This window comes from Flavobacterium sp., from assembly GCF_027482425.1.
GTDB lineage: Bacteria > Bacteroidota > Bacteroidia > Flavobacteriales > Flavobacteriaceae > Flavobacterium.
The window spans coordinates 1-20,528 of record NZ_JAIXWA010000040.1 but is presented as its reverse complement, the minus strand read 5'-3'; the positions used below and the strand labels follow the sequence as shown (position 1 = coordinate 20,528).

Here is a 20,528-nt window from a genome sequence, read left to right as displayed (position 1 = left end):
GATTTTAACATTTTACGAACGGTTTTTACGCATCGCTTGCATCAAGGCAAGTGTATTTGGATCGTCCGTTTTTTCGAGGGCATTTAGAATACGTTGGTAATTTTTATCATCCCGATTTTGGGACAGTTTTTTCTGTCCTTGCATGTCCGTTATGGCAATTTCAAATCCTACGATACCACGGGCTTCTTGTAGGGTTCTCTCCGAAAGGTTTTCCATTCGAATGGGATGCTCAGAAACTACTTCCTGCCGATCAACAAGCTTTTTCAAGCCCGCCAACGCTTCTTCATACGAATGGATTTTAATTTTTCCATACACATGCACCGCGATATAATTCCAAGTCGGCACATTTTCATGGTCATACCAAGAAGAAGAGATGTAGGCATGGGGACCCGAAAAAATCACAAGGACTGCATCATTTTCCAAAAACCCTTCGTGTTGCGGATTTAGTTTGGAGAGATGTCCCAAAAGATAAGGCGTGCCATCTTCTTTAGTGTCCAAAACCAACGGAATATGAGTCGCCCACAATTGGCCATGGGTTTGGTTGACGAGAATGGCAAAATTGTTGGTCCGAATGAATTCATGCATTTCTTCTGGGTTCGAAAGGCTATAATTTTCGGGAATATACATGCTAAATAATATTTACTTCGGCTTCAATGGCAATGCCATATTTATCTAAAACCGTTTGCTGTACTTTCTGCGACAGGTTTAAAATGTCTTGTCCCGAAGCATTGCCATAATTTACCAAAACCAAGGCTTGATTTTTATGTACCCCTGCGTCGCCTTCTCGATAACCTTTCAGGCCGGCTTGTTCAATAAGCCATCCCGCGGGAACTTTCACCTCGGTGGGGGAAACGTCATAATACTTAATATCGGGAAACTGTGCTTGTACCGTTTCAAAATGCGTGCGGGGAATCACTGGATTTTTAAAAAAACTACCGCTATTGCCCAACTCTTTCGGGTCGGGAAGTTTGCGTTGACGTATCGTTATCACTGCGTTACTAATGTCTTTGATTGTAGGTGTTACAAGATCATTTTTAGCCAATTCCGCTTGAATATCTCCGTAATTACTATTGATGCTATGGTTGCGTTTGGTAAGGCGAAAAACGACCGAAGTAATGATATAGATTCCTTTGGCCTCTTGTTTGAAAACACTTTCGCGGTATCCAAATTGGCAGGCTTCCAAATCAAAAGTGCGCATCGACTGTCCGTCTAGGGTTATCGTTTCACATGAAACAAAGCTGTCTTTGATTTCGGCACCATACGCCCCAATATTTTGAACGGGAGTCGTGCCCACATTACCGGGAATTAGTGACATGTTTTCAAGACCACCATAATTGTGCTCCAAGGTCCAAAGCACAAATTCATGCCAGTTTTCTCCGGCCATAGCTTCTACCCACACATGGTTATCGTCCTCTTTTACTACCTTTTTGCCTTTCAAATTTACATGAATTACCAAGGCTTCAATATCGCGGGTCAGCAACATATTACTGCCACCTCCTAGGATAAATTTGGGTTCGTTTACGTGTTGTTGCAACACGGTTTGTAATTCATCCAAGGTTTGCACTTCGATAAATTTTTGTGCAAAGGCTTCGATGCCAAAGGTGTTGTATTTTTTTAATGAAAAATGGGTTTCAATGGTCATAACGGAAATTGCTTAAGGCAAGAAGTTGTATGTTTTCACTTATTCTTCAGTCTCCAACGCCCGACGGAGAAAGTCGTTTAAGGGTTTTAATACCGCCAATTCACGGGCTATTTTTTTACCAAAATCGGGATCGAGAAACCGGTCGTCGGCAATGGGGGCTGCTGCTGTAAAACTTTTTAATTTTAAAAATTCAATCCCAGGATGGTTCGGGTCGGTGTCTTTGGGTGCTTTTTTGAGCATGTTACCTTCTTCCCGAGACAAGGATTTATAGTGAGTCGCAAATGATTTTTCAGTGATAATTTCGTCCAAATCTTCGTAAAAGAATTCAATTTCCTTTCTGATTTTTTTCAGTTGCTCGGGTTCAGGACACCATACCCCACCGGCGATAAACGAGGCTCCTTTTTCATAATGAATGTAGTAGCCGGGACTGTTTTTCTGACTTTTATCTTGGGTAAACCACATGCCGATATTGGTTTTATAGGGCGATTTATCTTTGGAAAAACGGATGTCGCGATTGATACGAAAAGTACAGTTTTTGGGCTCGAGGGGTTGTAGTGTTGGGTCCCATTTTTTTAATTCCTCCAAAATCGTTGCAATGGTACCATGATACCACTTTTTGTAGGCTTCATAGGTTTTTTTTTGGTTGTGAAACCATTCCGTATTGTTATTGTTTTTGAGCGCTTCAAGGAAATCAAACGCTTCACGAGTGGTCATCATTGCAATTGTTTTTTGAGTTCCTCTTCTGAAAGATAGCCAAGGTAGCGCCACACTTGTTTTTTGTTTTCGTACACCATTAGCGTGGGATACCCTTCGACTTTGAGTGCTTCTGCTAGTGCAAGATTTTCCTCAGCATCGATGCGCACGACAACTACCTTATCGCTCATTTCGGTGGCAATTTTATCCAAGGTTGGTTTCAACTTCTTACAAGGGCCACACCATGTCGTGTAAAAATCGACCAATACTTTTTTGTCGGTATCCAAAAGTTTTTCAAAATCACTTTGGGTCATTCCCTTAGCAGGCGCGTCATCAGCCAACCCAGCAGCACGCCATTTTTGATAGCCTCCTTCCAATTCATAAATAGTTGCGAATCCCAGTTCTTGCATTTTTTTGGCTGCAGAAGCGCTACGACTCCCTGCCAAACAATACACAAATACAGGTTTTGATTTATCGAGTTGAGCCAGTCCTTTTTCAAATTCCTCAGTGGCATTCCAATTCAAATTTTGCGCTTTGTCGAGATGGCCCGAGGCGAATTCTTCTGGGGTACGCACATCAATAATTTGGGCTTCAGGTTGGTTTTTTAATGCCATAGCAAAGGCTTGCGCATTCAGGGTTTTATAAATACTAGCCGTATTTTTTTCGGTCGTGTCGGTAGCTTTTTTTTGGCAACTGGCGGTTATCATAACAAGGGATAACACCGCTAATACAATTTTTTTCATAGTTTATTTTTTTGCTAAAATAATAAGGTAAAGATAGCCATTCTGTAAGCTTTGTTACAAATGAAATAATTTATACGATTGTTGGGTGTTTTTGACCAATTGCTCCGTGCGTTCGGGATGGGTATCAGAGATAAACAGCTGACCAAATTCTTCCTGATGCACTAGGGCTATAATTTGCTGTACCCGATTTTCATCCAATTTATCAAAAATATCATCAAAAAGGAGAATGGGTTTTTCACCGCTTTGTTTTTTTACAAATTCAAATTGTGCCAATTTTAGGGCAATTAAAAACGACTTTTGTTGGCCCTGCGAACCGTATTTTTTTATGGGATATCCTTTTATTAAAAACGATAAATCGTCTTTATGAATGCCGGTGGCCGTATATTGTAATTGACGGTCACGGACGAGATTTTTTGCCAACAATTCTTCGGTGGATCCCTCCAGTAAGTCGCTATCATAGCAAAGTTCAACCATTTCAGCACTTCCTGTAATGTGGTGATGGTGTTTTTGAAAAATGGGTTCAAACGTTGCAATAAAGTCCTTTCGTTTTTGAAAAATAGGTTCGCCCAATTGCTGCAACTGGTGGTTATAAACGGCAAGCGTTTCGGATTCAAAAGTGTGATTTAAAGCAAAATACTTCAACAAAGCATTGCGTTGACTAACCACTTTTTGGTACTGAATAAGTTGTTGTAAATAGGGGGCATCCAATTGCGAAATCACGGTGTCCATGAAGCGGCGGCGGGTTTCGCTTCCTTCCACAATCAAATCCGTATCAGAAGGTGAAATGATGACTAACGGAATGAGTCCCACATGTTCTGAAAACTTCTCATACGGTTTGCCGTTGCGTTTCAGTACTTTTTTTTGTCCTTTTTTTAAGCTACAAACAATATGTTCACTGCGTTCTTGTTTTTCAAATTCCCCTTCAATCATAAAGAAATCAGTCCCATGTTGGATGTTCTGTGCTGCCAACGGATTGAAATAGCTTTTTCCATAAGCCAAATGATACACGGCATCCAACACATTGGTTTTGCCCACTCCATTTTTCCCTACAAAGCAATTGATTTTAGCGTCAAAAGCATAGGTTACTTCTACGATATTTTTATAGTTCAGTAAAGAAATGCGTTTTAAAAACATTGCAAAACAAAGGGTTATTCTGTTCGATTGCCTCGTAAGGGAGATTTTTACAAGAGGTGCAAATTATTGAAAAATATCGAGAAAAAGGGCTTTTAAATTTGAATAAAAATTATATTTTTGCGCACACTAATTTAACATACATGGCAACATATAATAAAAGAGGACACAAAGCCCCCAAAGAAAAAGTAGAAGGCGATGAGAACGTAAAGATGGACAATCAGTTCTTGGAAGACGTGCCCAATGTTGATGAAAAGGAAAGTGCAACAGCACGTACGTTTGATGCATTAGACCAAACCGCATCGCGAACGGAAGAATGGGTAGCGCGTAACCAAAAATTTATTTTAGGGTTCTTGGGTGGTGCAGCTTTGTTGACCATCGGGTATTTGTTGTATCAAAAGTTTGTTGTTGAACCTAACGAGCAAAAAGCAACCGACGATTTGTATGTAGCACAACAAAATTTCCAAGCGGCAGTAGATGCGCAAGATCCCAAAGTACAAGATTCTTTGTTTACGTTGGTGGTTAAAGGCGCTGAAGGAAAACAAAGTGCTGTGGATTTAGCCAACCAATATAGTGGTACCGATTCCGGAAATTTGGCCAATTATTATGCGGGTATCGCGTATTTGAATTTAAAAAAATACGATGATGCGATCAAATTTTTGGAAGCGTACAAAGCCAATGACGATTTTACAGGTCCGATTGCAGTAGGTGCTATTGGTGATGCTTATGCCCAGAAAAAAGACAATGCAAAGGCTTTAGAATATTATGAAAAAGCGGCACGCGCCAAAGCCAATGAATTCACAACGCCTCGTTATTTATACAAAGCGGGCGTAATGTGTGTTGAAATGGGTAAAAAGGCAGACGCGTTAAAGTACTTTACCGAAATTAAGGAACAGTACGAAGGGGCTCCTGAAGCGCAGCAAATCGATGTACTAATTGGAATGGTGAAGTAAGTCAACTTCACGTTTCTTTGTGCACCCTTTTTAAGTATGGCAACAGAAAATAAAAATTTATCCCAATACGATAAAAATACAATCCCAAACGCGAAGGACTTTCGGTTTGGGATTGTTGTTTCTGCTTGGAATGGCCATATCACTGATGGCTTATACCAAGGCGCTTTAGACACTTTATTGGATTGTGGCGTGCGCCCCGAAAACATTATTAAGTGGGATGTGCCTGGAAGTTTTGAATTGATTTACGGCGCCAAACATATGATGGGCCAACCTGTTGATTGTGTGATTGCTATTGGTTGTGTGATCAAAGGTGAAACCATGCATTTTGAGTTTGTGTGTGAAGGAGTAACGCAGGGTATTAAAGATTTGAACTGCTTGGGGCAACAACCCGTTATTTTTTGTTTACTCACCGACAATAACGAACAGCAATCTATCGACCGTAGTGGAGGAAAGCACGGCAATAAAGGTGTCGAGGCTGCCATTACAGCGATTCATATGGCCGCCCTTCGGCAACGAACCTCACGATAATGAAATCCTGTCGCAGCGGCAGGTTTTTTTGTTTTTTTAACCCTAGTTTTTCGTTAACTTTGCGTGGATTTGTCTGAAAAGATAAGTTTACTAATTTCTGCATTGTATGTCGTCAATCATTCAATTACTTCCCGATCATGTTGCCAACCAAATCGCCGCAGGTGAGGTGGTACAACGTCCGGCTTCTGTGGTAAAAGAGTTGCTTGAGAATGCTGTGGATGCTAAGGCGACCGACATTAAGTTGATTGTAAAAGATGCAGGAAAGTCCTTGGTTCAGGTGGTCGACAATGGTATTGGAATGAATGTTACCGACGCCCGACTTTGTTTCGAACGTCATGCGACCTCCAAGATTCGTCATGCAGAGGATTTGTTTTCTATCCATACCAAAGGGTTTCGGGGGGAAGCATTGGCCTCTATTGCCGCGATTGCTCATGTTGAAATGAAAACCCGTCAAGCCGATGACGAGTTGGGAACCCATATCATCATCGAAGGGAGTAAGTTTATTGCCCAAGATCCCGCTGTAGTGCCGAAGGGTACATCTTTTGCTATTAAAAATTTATTTTTCAATATTCCTGCCCGACGTAATTTTTTGAAGTCCGAGCATGTAGAGTTTCGCCATGTTATGGATGAATTCCAACGGGTTGCTTTAGCCCACCCAGGCATCCATTTTACCCTAATTCACAACGGAAGCGAAACCTTCAATTTGCCCATTTCCAATCAGCGGCAACGCATTGTGAATTTGTTTGCGGGAAAAACCAATGAAAAACTCGTTCCGGTTCAAGAAACTACCGAAATTGTAAGCGTTCAAGGATTTATTGGAAAACCCGAATTTGCCAAAAAAAATAAAGGCGAGCAGTTCTTTTTTGTCAATGATCGCTATATCCGAAGCAGTTACCTTCATCATGCAGTGCTTGCTGCTTATGAAGGCTTGTTGAAAGAAGGCATGCAACCGAGTTATTTTATCTATTTGGAGGTGCCTCCGCATACCATTGACATCAATATTCATCCCACTAAAACCGAAATTAAGTTCGATGATGAACAGGCACTCTATGCTATTTTACGGGCTGCGGTCAAACATAGCCTGGGGCAGTTTAATGTGGCTCCTGTCTTGGATTTTGAGCGGGACCCCAATTTAGATACGCCTTACGTGTATCAGCACAAAGAAGCAGCCTATCCCACCATTCAAGTCGATCAGCATTACAATCCGTTTGCCGATGATAGTACTCCTGTTCGAACAACATCAACGCAACAATCTGTTCGCCAGCAACGGTTTACTCCAGCGCCAACTTCGGCTTCGTGGGAGAGCTTGTACGTTGGTTTAAAGCAAGATACCGAAGCGATGTTTATTCCCGAATCAGCGAATGAACGCGCCACACCTTCGCTATTTAATGATCAAGAACCCGAGGCTGCTGTCACCAAAACCTATCAGTTGCAACGAAAATATATCGTGAGTCCGATAAAGTCGGGACTTATGTTTATTCATCAAAACCGAGCCCACCAACGGATTCTTTATGAACAGTTTTTAACGCAAATAACGGTGCATCAAGCGGCCAGTCAGCAACTTTTGTTTCCCTTGTCGCTTTCGTTTACGCCGGTAGAAATGCATTTGTTGACCGAACTCGAACCCGCTCTTCAAGCCGTGGGATTCCAGTTTGAGCGCTGGGAAAACGAGGGGGTGGTGGTGAGCGGTATTCCTGTCAATACGACAGCGCAAGCTATTACGGGGGTGTTTGAAACGGTTTTGCATGCGTTTCAAGAAGGATTCACCGATAGTTTTAGTCCCAATGATACCTTGGCCAAAGCGATGGCACGATCCTTGTCGATCAAGAAAGGGGTTGTTTTGTCGGAAAAAGAACAAGAAATGATTGTCAACGGTCTTTTTGCCTGTAAAGACCCCAATGTAAGTCCCCAACAAAAGCCCACCTTCATGACAATAAGTGTGGACGAAATCGATAAAAAATTCTCGCTATGATGCAATTGTCTCCTGTGGTTAAACAACTTTTAATCATCAATGTAATTTTCTTTTTGGGGTGTATTCCTTTGGTTCATGCTACCGACTACTTTGCCTTGCATTATTTTAAAAACGATAGTTTCCGCTCGTGGCAGTTCTTTTCGTACATGTTCATGCACGGGGGATTTATGCATTTGTTTTTCAATATGTTTGCTTTGTTTTCTTTTGGTACCATGTTGGAACGTATTTGGGGCAGTTCTAAGTTTTTGTTCTTTTATGTATCTTGTGGATTAGGTGCCGCTTTGGTCCATATGGGGGTTAGTTTTTTTATTGTCCAAGAGGTAGCCGACCAATTGTCGAGTTTGCAAATTGCTCCCGATGATTTCAACTTTTTGATGAATGCCAATTACAATCTCTCTGTAGATCGCGATTATAAAATTGTAGGTGAGGAGAATACTTACCGTTTCACCCAAGACCAATTCAATACCTTAACCCTAGCGGTAAAAGAATACCAAACGCCAATGGTAGGGGCTTCGGGCGCTATTTACGGCTTGTTAGTAGCTTTTGCCTTTATGTTTCCCAATACTGAATTGATGATGTTGTTTATTCCGGTGCCTATCAAAGCCAAGTATTATGTGACTGCTTTAGTACTTTTGGATTTGATCATGGGCTATCGAGGAACATCCATTTTTGGAGGGAACAGCACAGGAATTGCCCATTTTGCGCACCTGGGAGGGGCCTTGTTCGGATTTATCATGATGTGGGTGTGGCGAAAAAATCAGTTTAACCAAAACCGTTGGAATTAATATGCGTATCTGGGAAGATATCAAATTACAATACCGTATTGGCGGTGTTGTTAATCAGGTCATTTACTGGAATGTAGGCGTCTTTATTCTGGCTATTCCCTTCTTTTACCAATTTCGTGAAGGGGTTTTTGCCTATCCCGAATGGTTGGCCTTGTCGGCGAGTTTCAGCTCTTGGCTGTACAAGCCTTGGACATTAATCTCCTATGGATTTTTGCATTCCGGTTTTTTTCACCTGTTTTTCAATATGGTCATGCTCAATTTTGCGGGGCGACTGTTTCAAACCTTTTTTACCCAAAAGCAGTTTTTAGGGATGTACCTCTTCAGCCTCCTGTTTTCGGGTTTAGCCTACAGTATTGCCTATACCTTGTTGGGCGGTAACGGAATCATAGTGGGGGCTTCAGGGGCTGTTTTGGCTGTTTTAACAGCAGTAACCATTTACCAACCGCTCATGGAATTACGATTGTTGCTCATTGGGAACGTAAAGTTGTGGCATGTGACGGGTGTAATTTTGCTGTTAGACATTTTACAAATCTCCATGTCCAATACTGGCGGACATATCGCACACCTAGCAGGCGCTACGTTTGGAGTTCTTTACATGAAGCTGTTACAATCGGGTACGGACTTAAGCCGGCCTATTACTCAATTTATTACTTTTTTTACTACTTTAGGGCAACCCAAATCGAAGTCGCCGTTTACCCGCGTACACAAAAATCCCCAAAGGAAAACAACAAATACTACTTCAAAAGTGGTTTTGGAAGACAAAAAACAACAACAAATTGATGAGATTTTGGACAAAATCAGTCAATCGGGTTATGATAGTCTAACCCAAGCGGAAAAAGAATTTTTATTTCGAGCAGGAAACGAATAATGCGCAAATTATCACGATTTAATAAGCTGATGTTAGGGTTGAATGTGACGGTGGTCATGCTCACTTTCATTGCTTATGTACTTCCGTTTTTGGCGCCAAATTTTTTCCCTTTTTTATCGGTTCTTACGCTTGTCTTACCTTTCTTTCTTATTGTCAATGCCCTGTTTTTTGTCTATTGGCTTCTGCAAATGAAGCGGCAAATGATTGCCTCCGGATTGGTATTGATTTTGGGAATCACTTTTATCAATAAATTCTATAAATTTTCGGCACTTGATTTACCCCAAGAGGAAGGCGATATGGTGGTGATGAGTTATAATGTTCGTTTGTTCAATCTATTTCAATGGCTTCCCAGTCCTCATGTCAAAGAAGATATTCGCCGTTTTATTAATGAGATGAATCCCGATGTTTTATGTCTTCAAGAGTATTCAGAAAATGCGGGCGTCGATTTACGAGTTTATAAATACCGTACCGTCTTTATGCAGGGTTATCAAATTAAATCGGGACAAGCTATTTTTTCCAAATATCCTATTATCGATGAAGGGCAAATCGCTTTTGAAGGGTCTGATAATATGTTAGTCTACGCTGATATTCGCAAGGGAAGGGATACGCTAAGAGTATACAACATGCATTTGCAATCCATCAAAATTTCACCCGATGTCAATGAAATGGAACAGCACGTAGATTCCATTAACAAGCGCAAATCGACTATGGTATTGCACCGCATTTCAGAAGCGTTTAAAAAGCAGCAATTCCAAGCGGAAGAATTAATGGAACATAAAAAAGAATGCCGCTACCCGATGATTATTTGTGGCGATATGAATAACAGTGCCTTTTCGTATGTGTATCGAGGCATCAAGGGCGACTTGAACGATTGTTTTGAAGAAGCGGGAAAAGGATTTGGGGCAACTTATAATTTTAAGTACTATCCCGCACGTATTGATTACATTTTTGCTGATCGCCGTTTTAAAGTGAAGTCCTTTCAACATTTTCCTGAATTCAAGAATTCCGATCACTTTCCCATCGTCACCCGTATCAAGTTAGAGCCCCGGTAACGATTGCCGTTTAAGATAATCTAACGCTCGTCGACCTTCATTGAAAAGCAAGTCATGGATGCTTAGGTTGTTTAAAAACCCGTGTTTATCTCCAAAAACCTGTACGTAAGGTTCTAAAACTGTAGGGTCTTTTTTTCCTTGAATTAAAAGGCGAAAATCCAAGAAATCAGTCACTTCTTTGTGGTATTCTTCGGTTTCTTCATAGGGGAAGTCCAAACCCAAACAATGCGAAACAATTTCTAAGGTTTGGTAATTTAAATCCCAAAGAAACTCGTGTTTCTTTTCAAATATCGGACGTAAATCATCTTCAAAGTATTCAAAAAACGGGGACGTTCGGTAGGCCGCTTCAAGGGATTTAAAATGTTGTTTTTGCCAATCAAAAGCCGTTTCCAAACGAACATCGCACATTTTTTGATGCCCTTCTTTCACGTGTTTGATGGGTACATTCAACAGTTGCAACCCATTGGGACTGTAGATATACATTCGGTTGCGGTTGGTTTGTTTTTGAAAATGATCGCCTGTTTCAAAGACCACATGCGATGCTTTGGCCAAGGCAACAAATGTACTTGTAGAAGGGAAATAGCCAGGATGTAATAGGACTTTGGACACGATTACTGCTCTTCCGATTTAGCTTTTTTCTTTTTCCAGAAGTATTCCCCCACAAAATAAAGGCCCAGCGCAATCAGGAAGTATTTGAAGTACGATTGCGGTTGTCCTTCACCACTGACCGTCGTAAACATACGGTCCCAACGAATACTCCAATTTTTGAATCCTTTGTCAAAGTTTTTCACACTCATCCAAATGAAAATCGGTTTCCCCACAATATGATCTTCAGGGACATACCCCCAAAAACGACTGTCCTCCGAGCGGTGACGGTTGTCTCCCATCATCCAGTAGTAGTTCTGTTTGAAGGTGTATGATGTACTCCGTTTTCCGTTGATGAAAATTTCACCGTTGCGAATCTTTAGCGTATTGTTTTCGTATTCTTGGATGATTTTTTTGTAAAAAGGCAAAGTTTTCAAATCCAAAGCCACAGTTGCCCCCGCTTTCGGAATGTAAATCGGACCGAAATTGTCGACATTCCAGGGTTTGGTATAGGGGAAAACGCCTAAGTTAGCATCTTTAAATACAATACGTTCTACTTTTTTAATCCCCGAAACGGTTCGCAATTTCTTTGCCACTTCATCGGTCATAGCATTGATGTAGAGAGTATCGCTTTCCCATCGGCCATTGGCAATTCCACCGCCATCTGTAACATCATTTTCTTCTAAAAACGGTGTAATATCTGAGAATTGTTTGTGATCAAAAACAACAGTGTACGAATACTGCGGTTTGGCCCGTTCAGGCAAAATCAAGGGTTTGCCATTGACATACACGATGCCTTCTTTAATCTGTAAACTATCGCCCGGAATACCCAAACAACGTTTTACATAATTAGACTTTTTATCTATGGGTTTGAGGTATTTGCGATCTTTCACAAAGAATTGTGCTACCGTATCGGCAGGCCAATTGAATACCACAATATCATTGTTTTTTACCGTTTCAAATCCAGGAAGGCGCAAATAAGGAAATTGTAATTTTTGTTTCCAGGAATTTGAATCTGCATCATCGTAGAGGTATGATTTTTTTCGTAACAACGGAATGGTATCGTGAACCATAGGCGCGGCAACCGTTGTATTGGGCACTCGAGCACCATAATGAAACTTGCTCACAAATAAGAAATCGCCTACCAAAAGTGATTTTTCCAAAGAGGAGGTGGGAATCGTAAACGGTTGTATAAAATACGTATGCACAAAAGTGGCTACCACAATAGCAAACAGAATTGAACTCACTGTTTCCCCCGTTTTGGTGGTGGGATGGGTACTGCGTTCGGCTTCATAGGAAAGCGGTTGAGTGTAATTTACATAGTAAAGGTACAATCCCAATGTAAATACTACCAAAGCGGTATCGCCGGTCGATTTTTTACCAAAACTACGCAGTGTTTCCACCCAAACTACAGGGATGACAATCAAATTGATAATCGGTATAAAAAACAAAAGCAACCACCACGTGGGACGCTTTACAATTTTCAACAAAACAACGGCATTGTACAGCGGTACAAAAGCTTCCCAGGCTTTACGGCCCGCAGCAACATAAAATTTCCAAGTCCCAGCACCGTGAATGATTTGGATAATAAGGATAAAAACGAACCATTGTGTAAATGTCATAATACTCTATTTTTATAAATCTAAAACGTCTTTCATAGTAAACACGCCTTTGCGTGTTGCCAACCATTCGGCGGCAATGACGGCACCGTAGGCAAATCCCTCGCGGTTGTGTGCGGTGTGTTTGATTTCAATCGTATCTACGGCTGAACGGTAAAAAATGCTGTGTGTGCCGGGAACTTCATTTTCTCGCTTGACATCAATATAAAGCGCATCCGTAGCATCGGCATCTAAACTCCATTGTGTAAAAGCAGTGTAGGGGAGTAGTCCTTCAGCCAAGGTAATCGCAGTTCCGCTGGGTTTATCCAATTTTTGGGTATGGTGAATTTCTTCCATATCCACTGCATATTGCGGGAATTTTGCCATCAATTGCGCTAATTTTTGATTTAATTCAAAAAATAAATTCACGCCCAAACTGAAATTCGACCCATACAAAAAAGCACCGTTTTGTTTTTCACAGAGCGTTTTCATGGCGTCATACTGCGCTAACCAACCTGTAGTACCCGAAACAACTGGGATGCCAGCTTGTAAACAGGCTGTAATATTTTCGACCGCAGCATCAGGAATGCTAAAATCAATGGCTACATCGGCGGTCTCTAAACCATCAAATGCGTTTTGGCGGGTTTTACGTACAACGATGGTATGACCGCGTTCCAAGGCGATGCGCTCGATAACCTTACCCATTTTTCCATACCCTAATAACGCGATGTTCATACCCATTTAGTAGCGGTTTTTGTTGGTTTGTTACATTAAAACTTAAAGCTGATGCCCAAACCTAGTTGCCGGCGTTGGGTGAGGTCGTTCTGAATCAAATCGGGTTGAAGCGTGAGTTTATCGCTCACATTGTATTGCATCAAGTGCGCATCAACATTGGCATCGACGATATTTAGAATGTAAAAAACACCGATCAATAACGCCGATAAATCCCGATTCCGCTGGTAAAAGCGTTGGGCTTGTATCAGTCTAGAGGTATCTAGATACGAGAATTCGTCATCGGTAAAGCCCAACAAACGACGCTTGTAGGCATCCCGATAATCGTTGTATTTGTTGTTGTTTGTAATGTAAAAATAAACGGTCGTTCCCAAAGCGGCATAAACTAATGGGATTTTCCAATACTTTTTGTTGTACGCCTGACCCAATCCAGGAATCACTGCCGAATAAAAAGCAGCACGTGAAGGGGCAAGCATGTTGATGGGTTTGGCAGGTGTATTGAGACTATCAGCGGGTTTCACAGGGGTTGTCGGTGCAGGCGTTTGTTGTGCCCAACCAGTAGCGATTGATAAACAACCCCAGCCAAAGAGTATGTAAATCCAACGAATCACCCTTTTTGCAATAATTTGAGTATCCGGTTAAAGTCCTCTTCCGAATGAAAAGGAACCGAAATTTTACCTTTTCCGTTGCCACCGATTTTAACTTCTACTTTAGCGCCAAAGAAGTCCGTCATCGTTTTTTGGTGCGAAGGCGCTAGGGTAAAAGAGGTGGTTTTTTTACTTTTGGGCGCCGCTGGTTTTTGACCTTCATGGTGTTTTTTTACCAACGCCTCGGTTTCGCGAACGGAAAGGTTTTGACTTATGATTTTGTGATAAATATCGGCTTGTGCTTCGTGATCTTCTATGTTGATGATGGCACGCCCGTGGCCCATGGAAATGAAACCATCGCGAATTCCGGTTTGAATAATGGGATCCAATTTTAACAAGCGCAAATAATTGGCAATCGTCGAGCGTTTTTTGCCCACACGATCGCTCATTTGCTCTTGCGTCAATTGAATTTCTTCCATCAAACGTTGGTACGAAAGTGCAATCTCAATCGGATCTAAGTCATGACGCTGGATGTTTTCGACCAAAGCCATTACTAGCGATTCATTGTCGTTGGCAATGCGAATGTAAGCGGGGATTGTGGTGAGTCCCACCAATTTTGAAGCCCGTAAACGACGTTCCCCAGAAATCAATTGATATTGGTTGAAGTCAAGCTTTCGCACCGTAATGGGTTGGATAACCCCCAATTCACGAATCGAAGTGGCCAATTCTTGAAGCGCTTCTTCATTGAAATTAGAACGGGGTTGAAATGGGTTGATCGCCACCGCATCGATGTCAATTTCCAAAATATTGCCGATTAGTTTGTCAGCATTTTTATCTTCGACCGAACGAATATCGTTGTCTGGATCTTTCAATAAAGCCGACAATCCACGTCCAAGCGCTTGTTTTTTAATTGCTTTTGCCATACCCCATTAACTATTTTTCTTAATCACCTCTTCGGCCAAACTCAAGTAGTTGGTTGCCCCTTTACTGGTGGCGTCAAAGTTGATGATACTTTCCCCAAAACTTGGAGCTTCACTCAATTTTACATTGCGTTGAATGATGGTTTTAAATACCATATCATTGAAATGTTTTTGTACTTCTTCGACCACTTGATTAGATAAACGTAAACGAGAATCATACATGGTAAGTAGCATTCCTTCAATGTCCAAGGCTGGGTTGTGAATTTTTTGGACACTTTTGACGGTGTTGAGTAATTTACCCAATCCTTCTAAGGCAAAATATTCGCACTGAATTGGAATAACCACCGAATCAGCAGCCGTCAACGCATTCAACGTCAGTAATCCTAACGAAGGCGCGCAATCGATTAATATATAATCATAGTGGTTGCGAATGTCCTTTAAGGCTTCGCGTAACATGTATTCGCGGTTTTCTTTGTCGACCAATTCGATTTCAATCGCTACCAAATCAATGTGGGCCGGAATGACATCTACATTGGGGGAAGTGCTCTGTACTACCGCTTCCGAAGGGCTATTGCTGTGCTCTAAAATTTGATACGTACCGATAGCCACCGATTCCACATCAATTCCTAATCCTGAAGTGGCATTGGCTTGTGGGTCGGCGTCAATAAGTAATACTTTTTTTTCTAAAACACCTAAAGAGGCCGCCAAATTAACCGAAGTAGTGGTTTTGCCGACACCGCCTTTTTGATTTGCAATTGCAATGATTTTACCCATGAAAATTCGCGTCAAATTTAAGAGGTGTAAAAATACGCTTTTTTATGGTTTATTCAAGTCTTATTTGTTAACAATCGACTAAAGTTTGTCTTCCATTCCTGCTTAAAATCTATGCTAGAGTACCCTACCTATGGGCACAAAAAAAGGGGCCAACCCCCTTAATTTTATGACTTACTGCCTTTGCTCTTAATCATTGCTTCGAGCATATCCCACATTTCTTGGGGTATTTTTTCTAGAATGTTGAACTGCCCAGCGCCTTGCAACCATTCGCCGCCATCAATCGTTATGACTTCCCCATTGATATATGCTGAAAAGTCCGAAACCAAATAGGCCGCCAAGTTGGCTAACTCCTGATGATCGCCCACACGACGCAAAGGTACTTTTTTGGACATGTCAAATTTTTCAGCCAAATCCCCCGGAAGTAATCGGTCCCAAGCCCCTTTGGTAGGAAACGGCCCCGGCGCAATCGCGTTCATACGAATGCCATATTTGGCCCATTCTACGGCCAAACTACGGGTCATTGCGAGCACGCCTGCTTTGGCTGTTGCGCTGGGAACGACATACCCCGAACCGGTCCAAGCGTAAGTTGTCACTATATTCAACACATTGCAATTCGTTTGTTTTGCTGCAATCCAATGCTTTCCAAACGCCAATGTACAGTTTTTGGTTCCTTTTAAAACAATATCAATAATCGTGTCAAAGGCATTGGCCGATAAGCGTTCGGTAGGTGAAATAAAGTTCCCCGCCGCATTGTTCAGCAACACGTCTACCTTTCCATACCGTGCAATTACCGCCGCCAACATCGCTTCAACTTGGTCGTAATGCCGCACATCACAGGCTAGTGGTAAACAGGTCCCTCCCGTGGCAGCTTCCAATTCGGCCGCCGTGGTTTTTAACTTGTCTAGGTCCCGAGAAGTGATGGCTACTTGAGCTCCCAATTCCATAAAATATTTTGTCATGGCTTTTCCCAAGCCACTTCCACCGCCTGTAATAACAATGGTCTTTCCTTCCAAAGCTCCGTCGCGAAGCATTTTAGCTGCAAAATTCATAGAGGTCTATTTTTCGTAAAGATAGGAATTAATTTTGTATGCATGCATAATAAAATTAATTTTTGGGCGCCCCTCCTCACGTCGGCCGGGTCATCCGTTGCAAGTCCGTTGGCTCCTTTCATACGCCATTCGGGCTTTCCACTACTACCCCTGGCGCGGGGTATCTGCGTTAATGGGGTAATTTGTCAATGTGTCAACTTGCCTTCCGTTAGGCAGGTAATAAACGATCAAGGTTACACTACTTGCATTCTCCCGTTTCCTCCACTTTTCCATCAAATCATAATTCATAACCGATAACAAAAAAACCGAACCTTAATCTTCTCAAGGTTCGGCTTTTATATGTAGTCTTCGAATTTAGTTTAGCTCCTTATCGTTTGATGATTTTTTGAGTGTAGAAATGACTCGCATCTTGTGCAGTAACGATATAAATGCCCGAGGATAAGTCAGAAATATCCATAGTATATAAATAGTTGTTGTTATTTTCTAATTGATTCTGTCGGATACGTTTGCCGCTGGTGTCAAATAATGAATAGGTAACCCACCCATTTAAATCGCCTGGTTGTATGTGTAAAATGCCATCAACAACTTCAGATATCAAACCGAATTCAGGTTTTGGAATAGGATTTGTTACAACTAATGCATTGAAATTAGTAACCACATTGTCCACGATTAATCGGGTGCCAAATACTGGAGTTTGTTCCTCTTTAGCCGTTTTTAAAGTGATGTACATGTACGAGGGTGGTGCTGTTGAATGGAATGGGATAAAGCTGTACACGAATTCAAAATTGGTCCCTGTGGGTAGTAAATCTATAGTGGTCGAACCTATTTCTTCTCCCAGTTCATCGAGCACGGTTATTTTTGCCTCACCTGTTTCATTTCCGAAGGGTAAAAATTTATAATACAATCCCAAAAGAGTGACATTTGCCCCGGGTTCGATAGGCACTCCGGCATTCCAGCCTGGACTGTCCAATTCGGGATTGTTAAAAATTGATGCTTCGGCCATTATAGCTTCATTTTGCGTTGTATTAAATCCATTGGATAACTCCATGGCATATACCCCAGAATGACTTTCTGTGGTGGAGTATACAAAAGATGGAATACACCAAGGATACAGGATTTGATCCATTTCAGTTTCTCCTGTTGTCGGGTTCATACTAACCAATTGCACAAAATCCATACCCCAATTGGAAGGGAGAAAATTCTCTTTTACAATTTCAAAATCGCCATTGACTACTTGGGACCAACTTGTCCAACTAAAGAGAAGGGCAGACATACTCAAAACAAGGTAATTCTTTTTCATAGGATTTTATTTGTTCGTTTTCTGATTATGAATTGGTTGTCCAAAAGTACAATTTGTTTCAATAGAGGCTTCTATTTTTTCATTCCATCAAAAATAGAGAAATCGAACAGACTCTACCCAAAATATGGTTTACATCAGGCAAACTGCAGAAGTATTATGTTGATTAACAAATGGAGACTGCTTAATTCAAAGCTGTGAAGTCCAACCAAAATGATTCTGGATGATGGTGGATTTGTTTTCGAGCAAGTAATTTTTATAGGCTTCAGCCACAGGCGATAGGTTTTTGGATTTCATCCAGATCATGTTCCACTGCGACGATTGGGGGAGTCCTTCGGCGGGTATGATTTGCACATCACCGTTTTGTAACTCATTTTTGATACCAATCACTGGCATGATAGAGCACCCCAGTCCGGCCATAATGGCTTGCTTGACGGCTTCGTTGCTAGTGAGTTCCATTTTTTTGGTACCCTTGCTGTCCAACTGGTTTAAAAACCGTTCCATGACAAAGCGACTGCCTGAACCGGCTTCTCGATAGATTAACGGTAAGGCTTGAATTTCTTCCAGCGTCAGGGGTTTTTTGGGCATGGGAAAATCGCGGTTGGCCACGAGCACGAGTTGGTTCTCCATTAGCGGAATGCTTTGCACCGATAGATCCGGGAAAAGCGATACGAGGGCAAAATCCACTTCATTATTTTCGAGCGAGCGTACGACCCTATTTTTATTGGTAACATCCAGCACTAGCTCTACTTCGTTATGCTGTTTTAAAAAGTCGGCGAGTAAAAACGGTATCACATATTTCCCAGTAGACACCGAGGTGATGCTCAATTTTCCGCTTAGTTTGCCTTTGTACGCCATCGTTTTATAGTTGATGGCTTGCACTTCGTTTAATATGTTTTGGGCCGCCCGGGCGATTTCCATTCCAAATTCGGTGACATACAACTGCCGTCCCACCACTTCGGTCAGCGGAATATCAAACTGATCCTGAAAATTACGCAACTGAATCGATACAGCGGGTTGGGTGAGGTAGAGTTGTTCTGCTGCTTTAGTGATGCTTTTGGTTTCAGTGACTTTCAAAAACACTTGCAATTGGTGCAGGGTGTAATTCATAACCTTTTTTTATGGATAAGTAACAAATATATCTATTTTTTTATGTTACTTTCTAAAAGGAGGAGGAAATAAGTAGGGGAGTCAATGTGTCAATGTTATCCTTTTTACTCTGTTAAGTTGGCAACCATGCGTTCCACATAGGGGAGTAATTTTTTATCACTTTTAAGGTCTGAGGCAATTAACCAACGATGAAAATTTTTCAAATCCTTTTTTAAAAAATACCCTTGCAAAATGTTGTAGGCATTTTCAGCTTTGTAGGTAGTTTCGGTTATAATTGGCAAATAATGATTAAAAGTGTCTTCAGTCGTTTGTACTCCATCTTTGGTTGATTCCCTTATTCCTGCTATCTTCGTAAAAAAAAGCGAAGGAATGGTATCCAAATTTCCCCAGATGGGTTCTAGTATTTTTTCTGAAATGTCGCAATTGGCAATGCATTATAATGCCATTAATTTGTCGCAGGGATTTCCAGATTTTCCAATAGATGACCGTTTGAAAATACATTTGGCGCAAGCGGCACAGTCCGATTTACATCAATACGTGCCGATGGCTGGTTATGGTCCTTTGCTTGAACGTTTGGCTGCGTTAACGGAAACGCAATACGGTCGCCCAATCAATCCGCAACATGAAATACTTGTTACAGCAGGAGCGACTCAGGGAATTTTTGCAGCCATTCAGGCCTTAGTCCATCCAGGGGATGAGGTGATTGTGTTGGACCCAAGTTACGATTGCTATACTACGCCCATACAATTGGTGTCAGCGCATCCTGTTCGGGTGCCATTGGGCGCTGATTTTTTACCTGATTGGCCCCAAATCGAAGCTGCTGTGGGTTCGCGTACCCGCATGATCATTATCAACAGTCCCCACAATCCCTCGGGACGGGTTTGGCAGTCTAGTGATTACCTTGCTTTACAAGAATTGGTAACACGGCATCCCCAGCTTCTCGTGCTTTCGGATGAAGTGTATGAGTATATCACGTTTGAATCGGGACCGCAATCGGTGCATCAATATCCGCAGTTATGGGAACGATGTGTTTCAGTTTCTTCGTTTGGAAAATCGTTTCACTGCACCGGTTGGAAGGTAGGTTATGTTGTCGCATCTGAACCGCTGATGCGCGAGATAAAAAAGGTACATCAGTTTTTGGTTTTTAGTGTCAATTCGGTGGCTCAAGTAGCTTTAACGGCCTATTTGGAGGAGGTCTCAGTGGCTGCTTTAGGGGATTTTTATCGCCAAAAACGTGATTATTTCAACCGTTTGATGCAAACTACTGCTTTTACCTTACTTCCTTGTGAGGGGTCCTATTTTCAGTTGGTTAGTTGGCCAACGGCTGCTGTTGAATCGGATATGAGTTTGGTGAAACGTATGGTACAGGAAGTGGGTGTAGCTGCGATTCCTTTGTCACCATTTTATGAACATCCACCTCAAAATCAATACCTTCGATTTTGTTTTGCCAAATCCAATACAACCCTAGATCGGGCCGTTGAAAGATTACAAAAAATAAAATTTTGAAAC

The 20,528-nt window shown here is 41.7% G+C and carries 22 protein-coding genes; 7 read left to right on the top strand and 15 right to left on the bottom strand.

The window, feature by feature from the left end; all coding sequences use genetic code 11:
• Nucleotides 1–12 precede the first annotated feature (12 nt).
• The 5 genes from Q0037_RS04740 to Q0037_RS04720 are packed head-to-tail and all read right to left on the bottom strand — an operon-like array spanning nt 13 to nt 4,212.
• Complete coding sequence (locus Q0037_RS04740) at nt 13–627, bottom strand: FMN-binding negative transcriptional regulator (protein WP_297516175.1); 615 nt, start codon at nt 625–627, stop codon at nt 13–15.
• 1 nt (nt 628) lies between these two features.
• Nucleotides 629–1,642, bottom strand: coding sequence for a UDP-N-acetylmuramate dehydrogenase (gene murB / locus Q0037_RS04735; protein ID WP_297516173.1), 1,014 nt, complete (start codon nt 1,640–1,642; stop codon nt 629–631).
• A gap of 39 nt (nt 1,643–1,681) precedes the next feature.
• Nucleotides 1,682–2,359, bottom strand: coding sequence for a DUF2461 domain-containing protein (locus tag Q0037_RS04730; RefSeq protein WP_367274078.1), 678 nt, complete (start codon nt 2,357–2,359; stop codon nt 1,682–1,684).
• Nucleotides 2,356–3,078, bottom strand: a complete 723-nt coding sequence (locus tag Q0037_RS04725; RefSeq protein WP_297516171.1) for a thioredoxin domain-containing protein — start codon at nt 3,076–3,078, stop codon at nt 2,356–2,358. The genes Q0037_RS04730 and Q0037_RS04725 overlap by 4 nt, the downstream gene beginning before the upstream one ends.
• A gap of 54 nt (nt 3,079–3,132) precedes the next feature.
• Nucleotides 3,133–4,212 carry a DNA replication/repair protein RecF gene (locus Q0037_RS04720; protein WP_297516169.1) on the bottom strand — a complete coding sequence of 360 codons (1,080 nt, stop codon included), beginning with the start codon at nt 4,210–4,212 and terminating at the stop codon, nt 3,133–3,135.
• Between the two features lie 140 nt (nt 4,213–4,352).
• Here Q0037_RS04720 and Q0037_RS04715 point away from each other — a divergent pair, with 140 nt between their 5' ends.
• The 6 genes from Q0037_RS04715 to Q0037_RS04690 all read left to right on the top strand — a co-directional run bounded on the left by Q0037_RS04715 (nt 4,353) and on the right by Q0037_RS04690 (nt 10,367).
• Nucleotides 4,353–5,162 (top strand): hypothetical protein, encoded by an 810-nt coding sequence (locus Q0037_RS04715; protein ID WP_297516167.1) that lies wholly within the window; start codon nt 4,353–4,355, stop codon nt 5,160–5,162.
• A 36-nt stretch (nt 5,163–5,198) separates the two neighbouring features.
• Complete coding sequence (gene ribH / locus Q0037_RS04710; RefSeq protein WP_297516164.1) at nt 5,199–5,690, top strand: 6,7-dimethyl-8-ribityllumazine synthase; 492 nt, start codon at nt 5,199–5,201, stop codon at nt 5,688–5,690.
• Nucleotides 5,691–5,796: 106 nt separating this feature from the next.
• A complete protein-coding gene (mutL, locus tag Q0037_RS04705) occupies nt 5,797–7,662 on the top strand; it encodes a DNA mismatch repair endonuclease MutL (protein WP_297516162.1) in 1,866 nt (621 codons plus the stop codon).
• Nucleotides 7,659–8,447 carry a rhomboid family intramembrane serine protease gene (locus tag Q0037_RS04700; RefSeq protein ID WP_297516160.1) on the top strand — a complete coding sequence of 263 codons (789 nt, stop codon included), beginning with the start codon at nt 7,659–7,661 and terminating at the stop codon, nt 8,445–8,447. The genes mutL and Q0037_RS04700 overlap by 4 nt, the downstream gene beginning before the upstream one ends.
• Nucleotide 8,448: 1 nt before the next feature.
• Nucleotides 8,449–9,315 carry a rhomboid family intramembrane serine protease gene (locus tag Q0037_RS04695; RefSeq protein ID WP_297516158.1) on the top strand — a complete coding sequence of 289 codons (867 nt, stop codon included), beginning with the start codon at nt 8,449–8,451 and terminating at the stop codon, nt 9,313–9,315.
• Entirely contained in the window at nt 9,315–10,367 is a 1,053-nt protein-coding gene (locus Q0037_RS04690) for an endonuclease/exonuclease/phosphatase family protein (protein WP_297516156.1), read from the top strand. Before Q0037_RS04695 ends, Q0037_RS04690 begins: the two co-directional genes overlap by 1 nt.
• On the opposite strand, the gene Q0037_RS04685 is transcribed toward Q0037_RS04690, so the two are convergent.
• The 10 genes from Q0037_RS04685 to Q0037_RS04640 all read right to left on the bottom strand — a co-directional run bounded on the left by Q0037_RS04685 (nt 10,353) and on the right by Q0037_RS04640 (nt 19,399).
• The gene (locus Q0037_RS04685) at nt 10,353–10,976 is read right to left on the bottom strand and encodes a WbqC family protein (RefSeq protein WP_297516154.1); all 624 of its coding nucleotides are present in this window, start codon (nt 10,974–10,976) and stop codon (nt 10,353–10,355) included. The genes Q0037_RS04690 and Q0037_RS04685 overlap by 15 nt on opposite strands.
• A gap of 2 nt (nt 10,977–10,978) precedes the next feature.
• Nucleotides 10,979–12,574: a signal peptidase I gene (lepB, locus tag Q0037_RS04680; RefSeq protein WP_297516152.1), complete on the bottom strand. Its 1,596-nt coding sequence runs from the start codon at nt 12,572–12,574 to the stop codon at nt 10,979–10,981.
• 12 nt (nt 12,575–12,586) lie between these two features.
• The gene (dapB, locus tag Q0037_RS04675; RefSeq protein ID WP_297516150.1) at nt 12,587–13,285 is read right to left on the bottom strand and encodes a 4-hydroxy-tetrahydrodipicolinate reductase; all 699 of its coding nucleotides are present in this window, start codon (nt 13,283–13,285) and stop codon (nt 12,587–12,589) included.
• Nucleotides 13,286–13,320: 35 nt separating this feature from the next.
• Nucleotides 13,321–13,893 carry a DUF5683 domain-containing protein gene (locus Q0037_RS04670; protein WP_297516148.1) on the bottom strand — a complete coding sequence of 191 codons (573 nt, stop codon included), beginning with the start codon at nt 13,891–13,893 and terminating at the stop codon, nt 13,321–13,323.
• Nucleotides 13,890–14,792: a ParB/RepB/Spo0J family partition protein gene (locus Q0037_RS04665; RefSeq protein ID WP_297516146.1), complete on the bottom strand. Its 903-nt coding sequence runs from the start codon at nt 14,790–14,792 to the stop codon at nt 13,890–13,892. The genes Q0037_RS04670 and Q0037_RS04665 overlap by 4 nt, the downstream gene beginning before the upstream one ends.
• Before the next feature lie 6 nt (nt 14,793–14,798).
• A complete protein-coding gene (locus Q0037_RS04660; RefSeq protein WP_297516144.1) occupies nt 14,799–15,563 on the bottom strand; it encodes a ParA family protein in 765 nt (254 codons plus the stop codon).
• 164 nt (nt 15,564–15,727) lie between these two features.
• Nucleotides 15,728–16,612, bottom strand: coding sequence for an SDR family oxidoreductase (locus Q0037_RS04655; RefSeq protein ID WP_297516142.1), 885 nt, complete (start codon nt 16,610–16,612; stop codon nt 15,728–15,730).
• Nucleotides 16,613–16,979: 367 nt separating this feature from the next.
• Nucleotides 16,980–17,912, bottom strand: coding sequence for a T9SS type A sorting domain-containing protein (locus Q0037_RS04650; RefSeq protein WP_297516140.1), 933 nt, complete (start codon nt 17,910–17,912; stop codon nt 16,980–16,982).
• Nucleotides 17,913–18,098: 186 nt separating this feature from the next.
• Nucleotides 18,099–19,019: a LysR family transcriptional regulator gene (locus tag Q0037_RS04645; RefSeq protein ID WP_297516138.1), complete on the bottom strand. Its 921-nt coding sequence runs from the start codon at nt 19,017–19,019 to the stop codon at nt 18,099–18,101.
• Between the two features lie 104 nt (nt 19,020–19,123).
• Nucleotides 19,124–19,399: a hypothetical protein gene (locus Q0037_RS04640; protein ID WP_297516136.1), complete on the bottom strand. Its 276-nt coding sequence runs from the start codon at nt 19,397–19,399 to the stop codon at nt 19,124–19,126.
• Between the two features lie 10 nt (nt 19,400–19,409).
• Between Q0037_RS04640 and Q0037_RS04635 the strand changes: the two genes are divergently transcribed.
• Nucleotides 19,410–20,525 carry a methionine aminotransferase gene (locus Q0037_RS04635; protein WP_297516133.1) on the top strand — a complete coding sequence of 372 codons (1,116 nt, stop codon included), beginning with the start codon at nt 19,410–19,412 and terminating at the stop codon, nt 20,523–20,525.
• Nucleotides 20,526–20,528 lie beyond the last annotated feature (3 nt).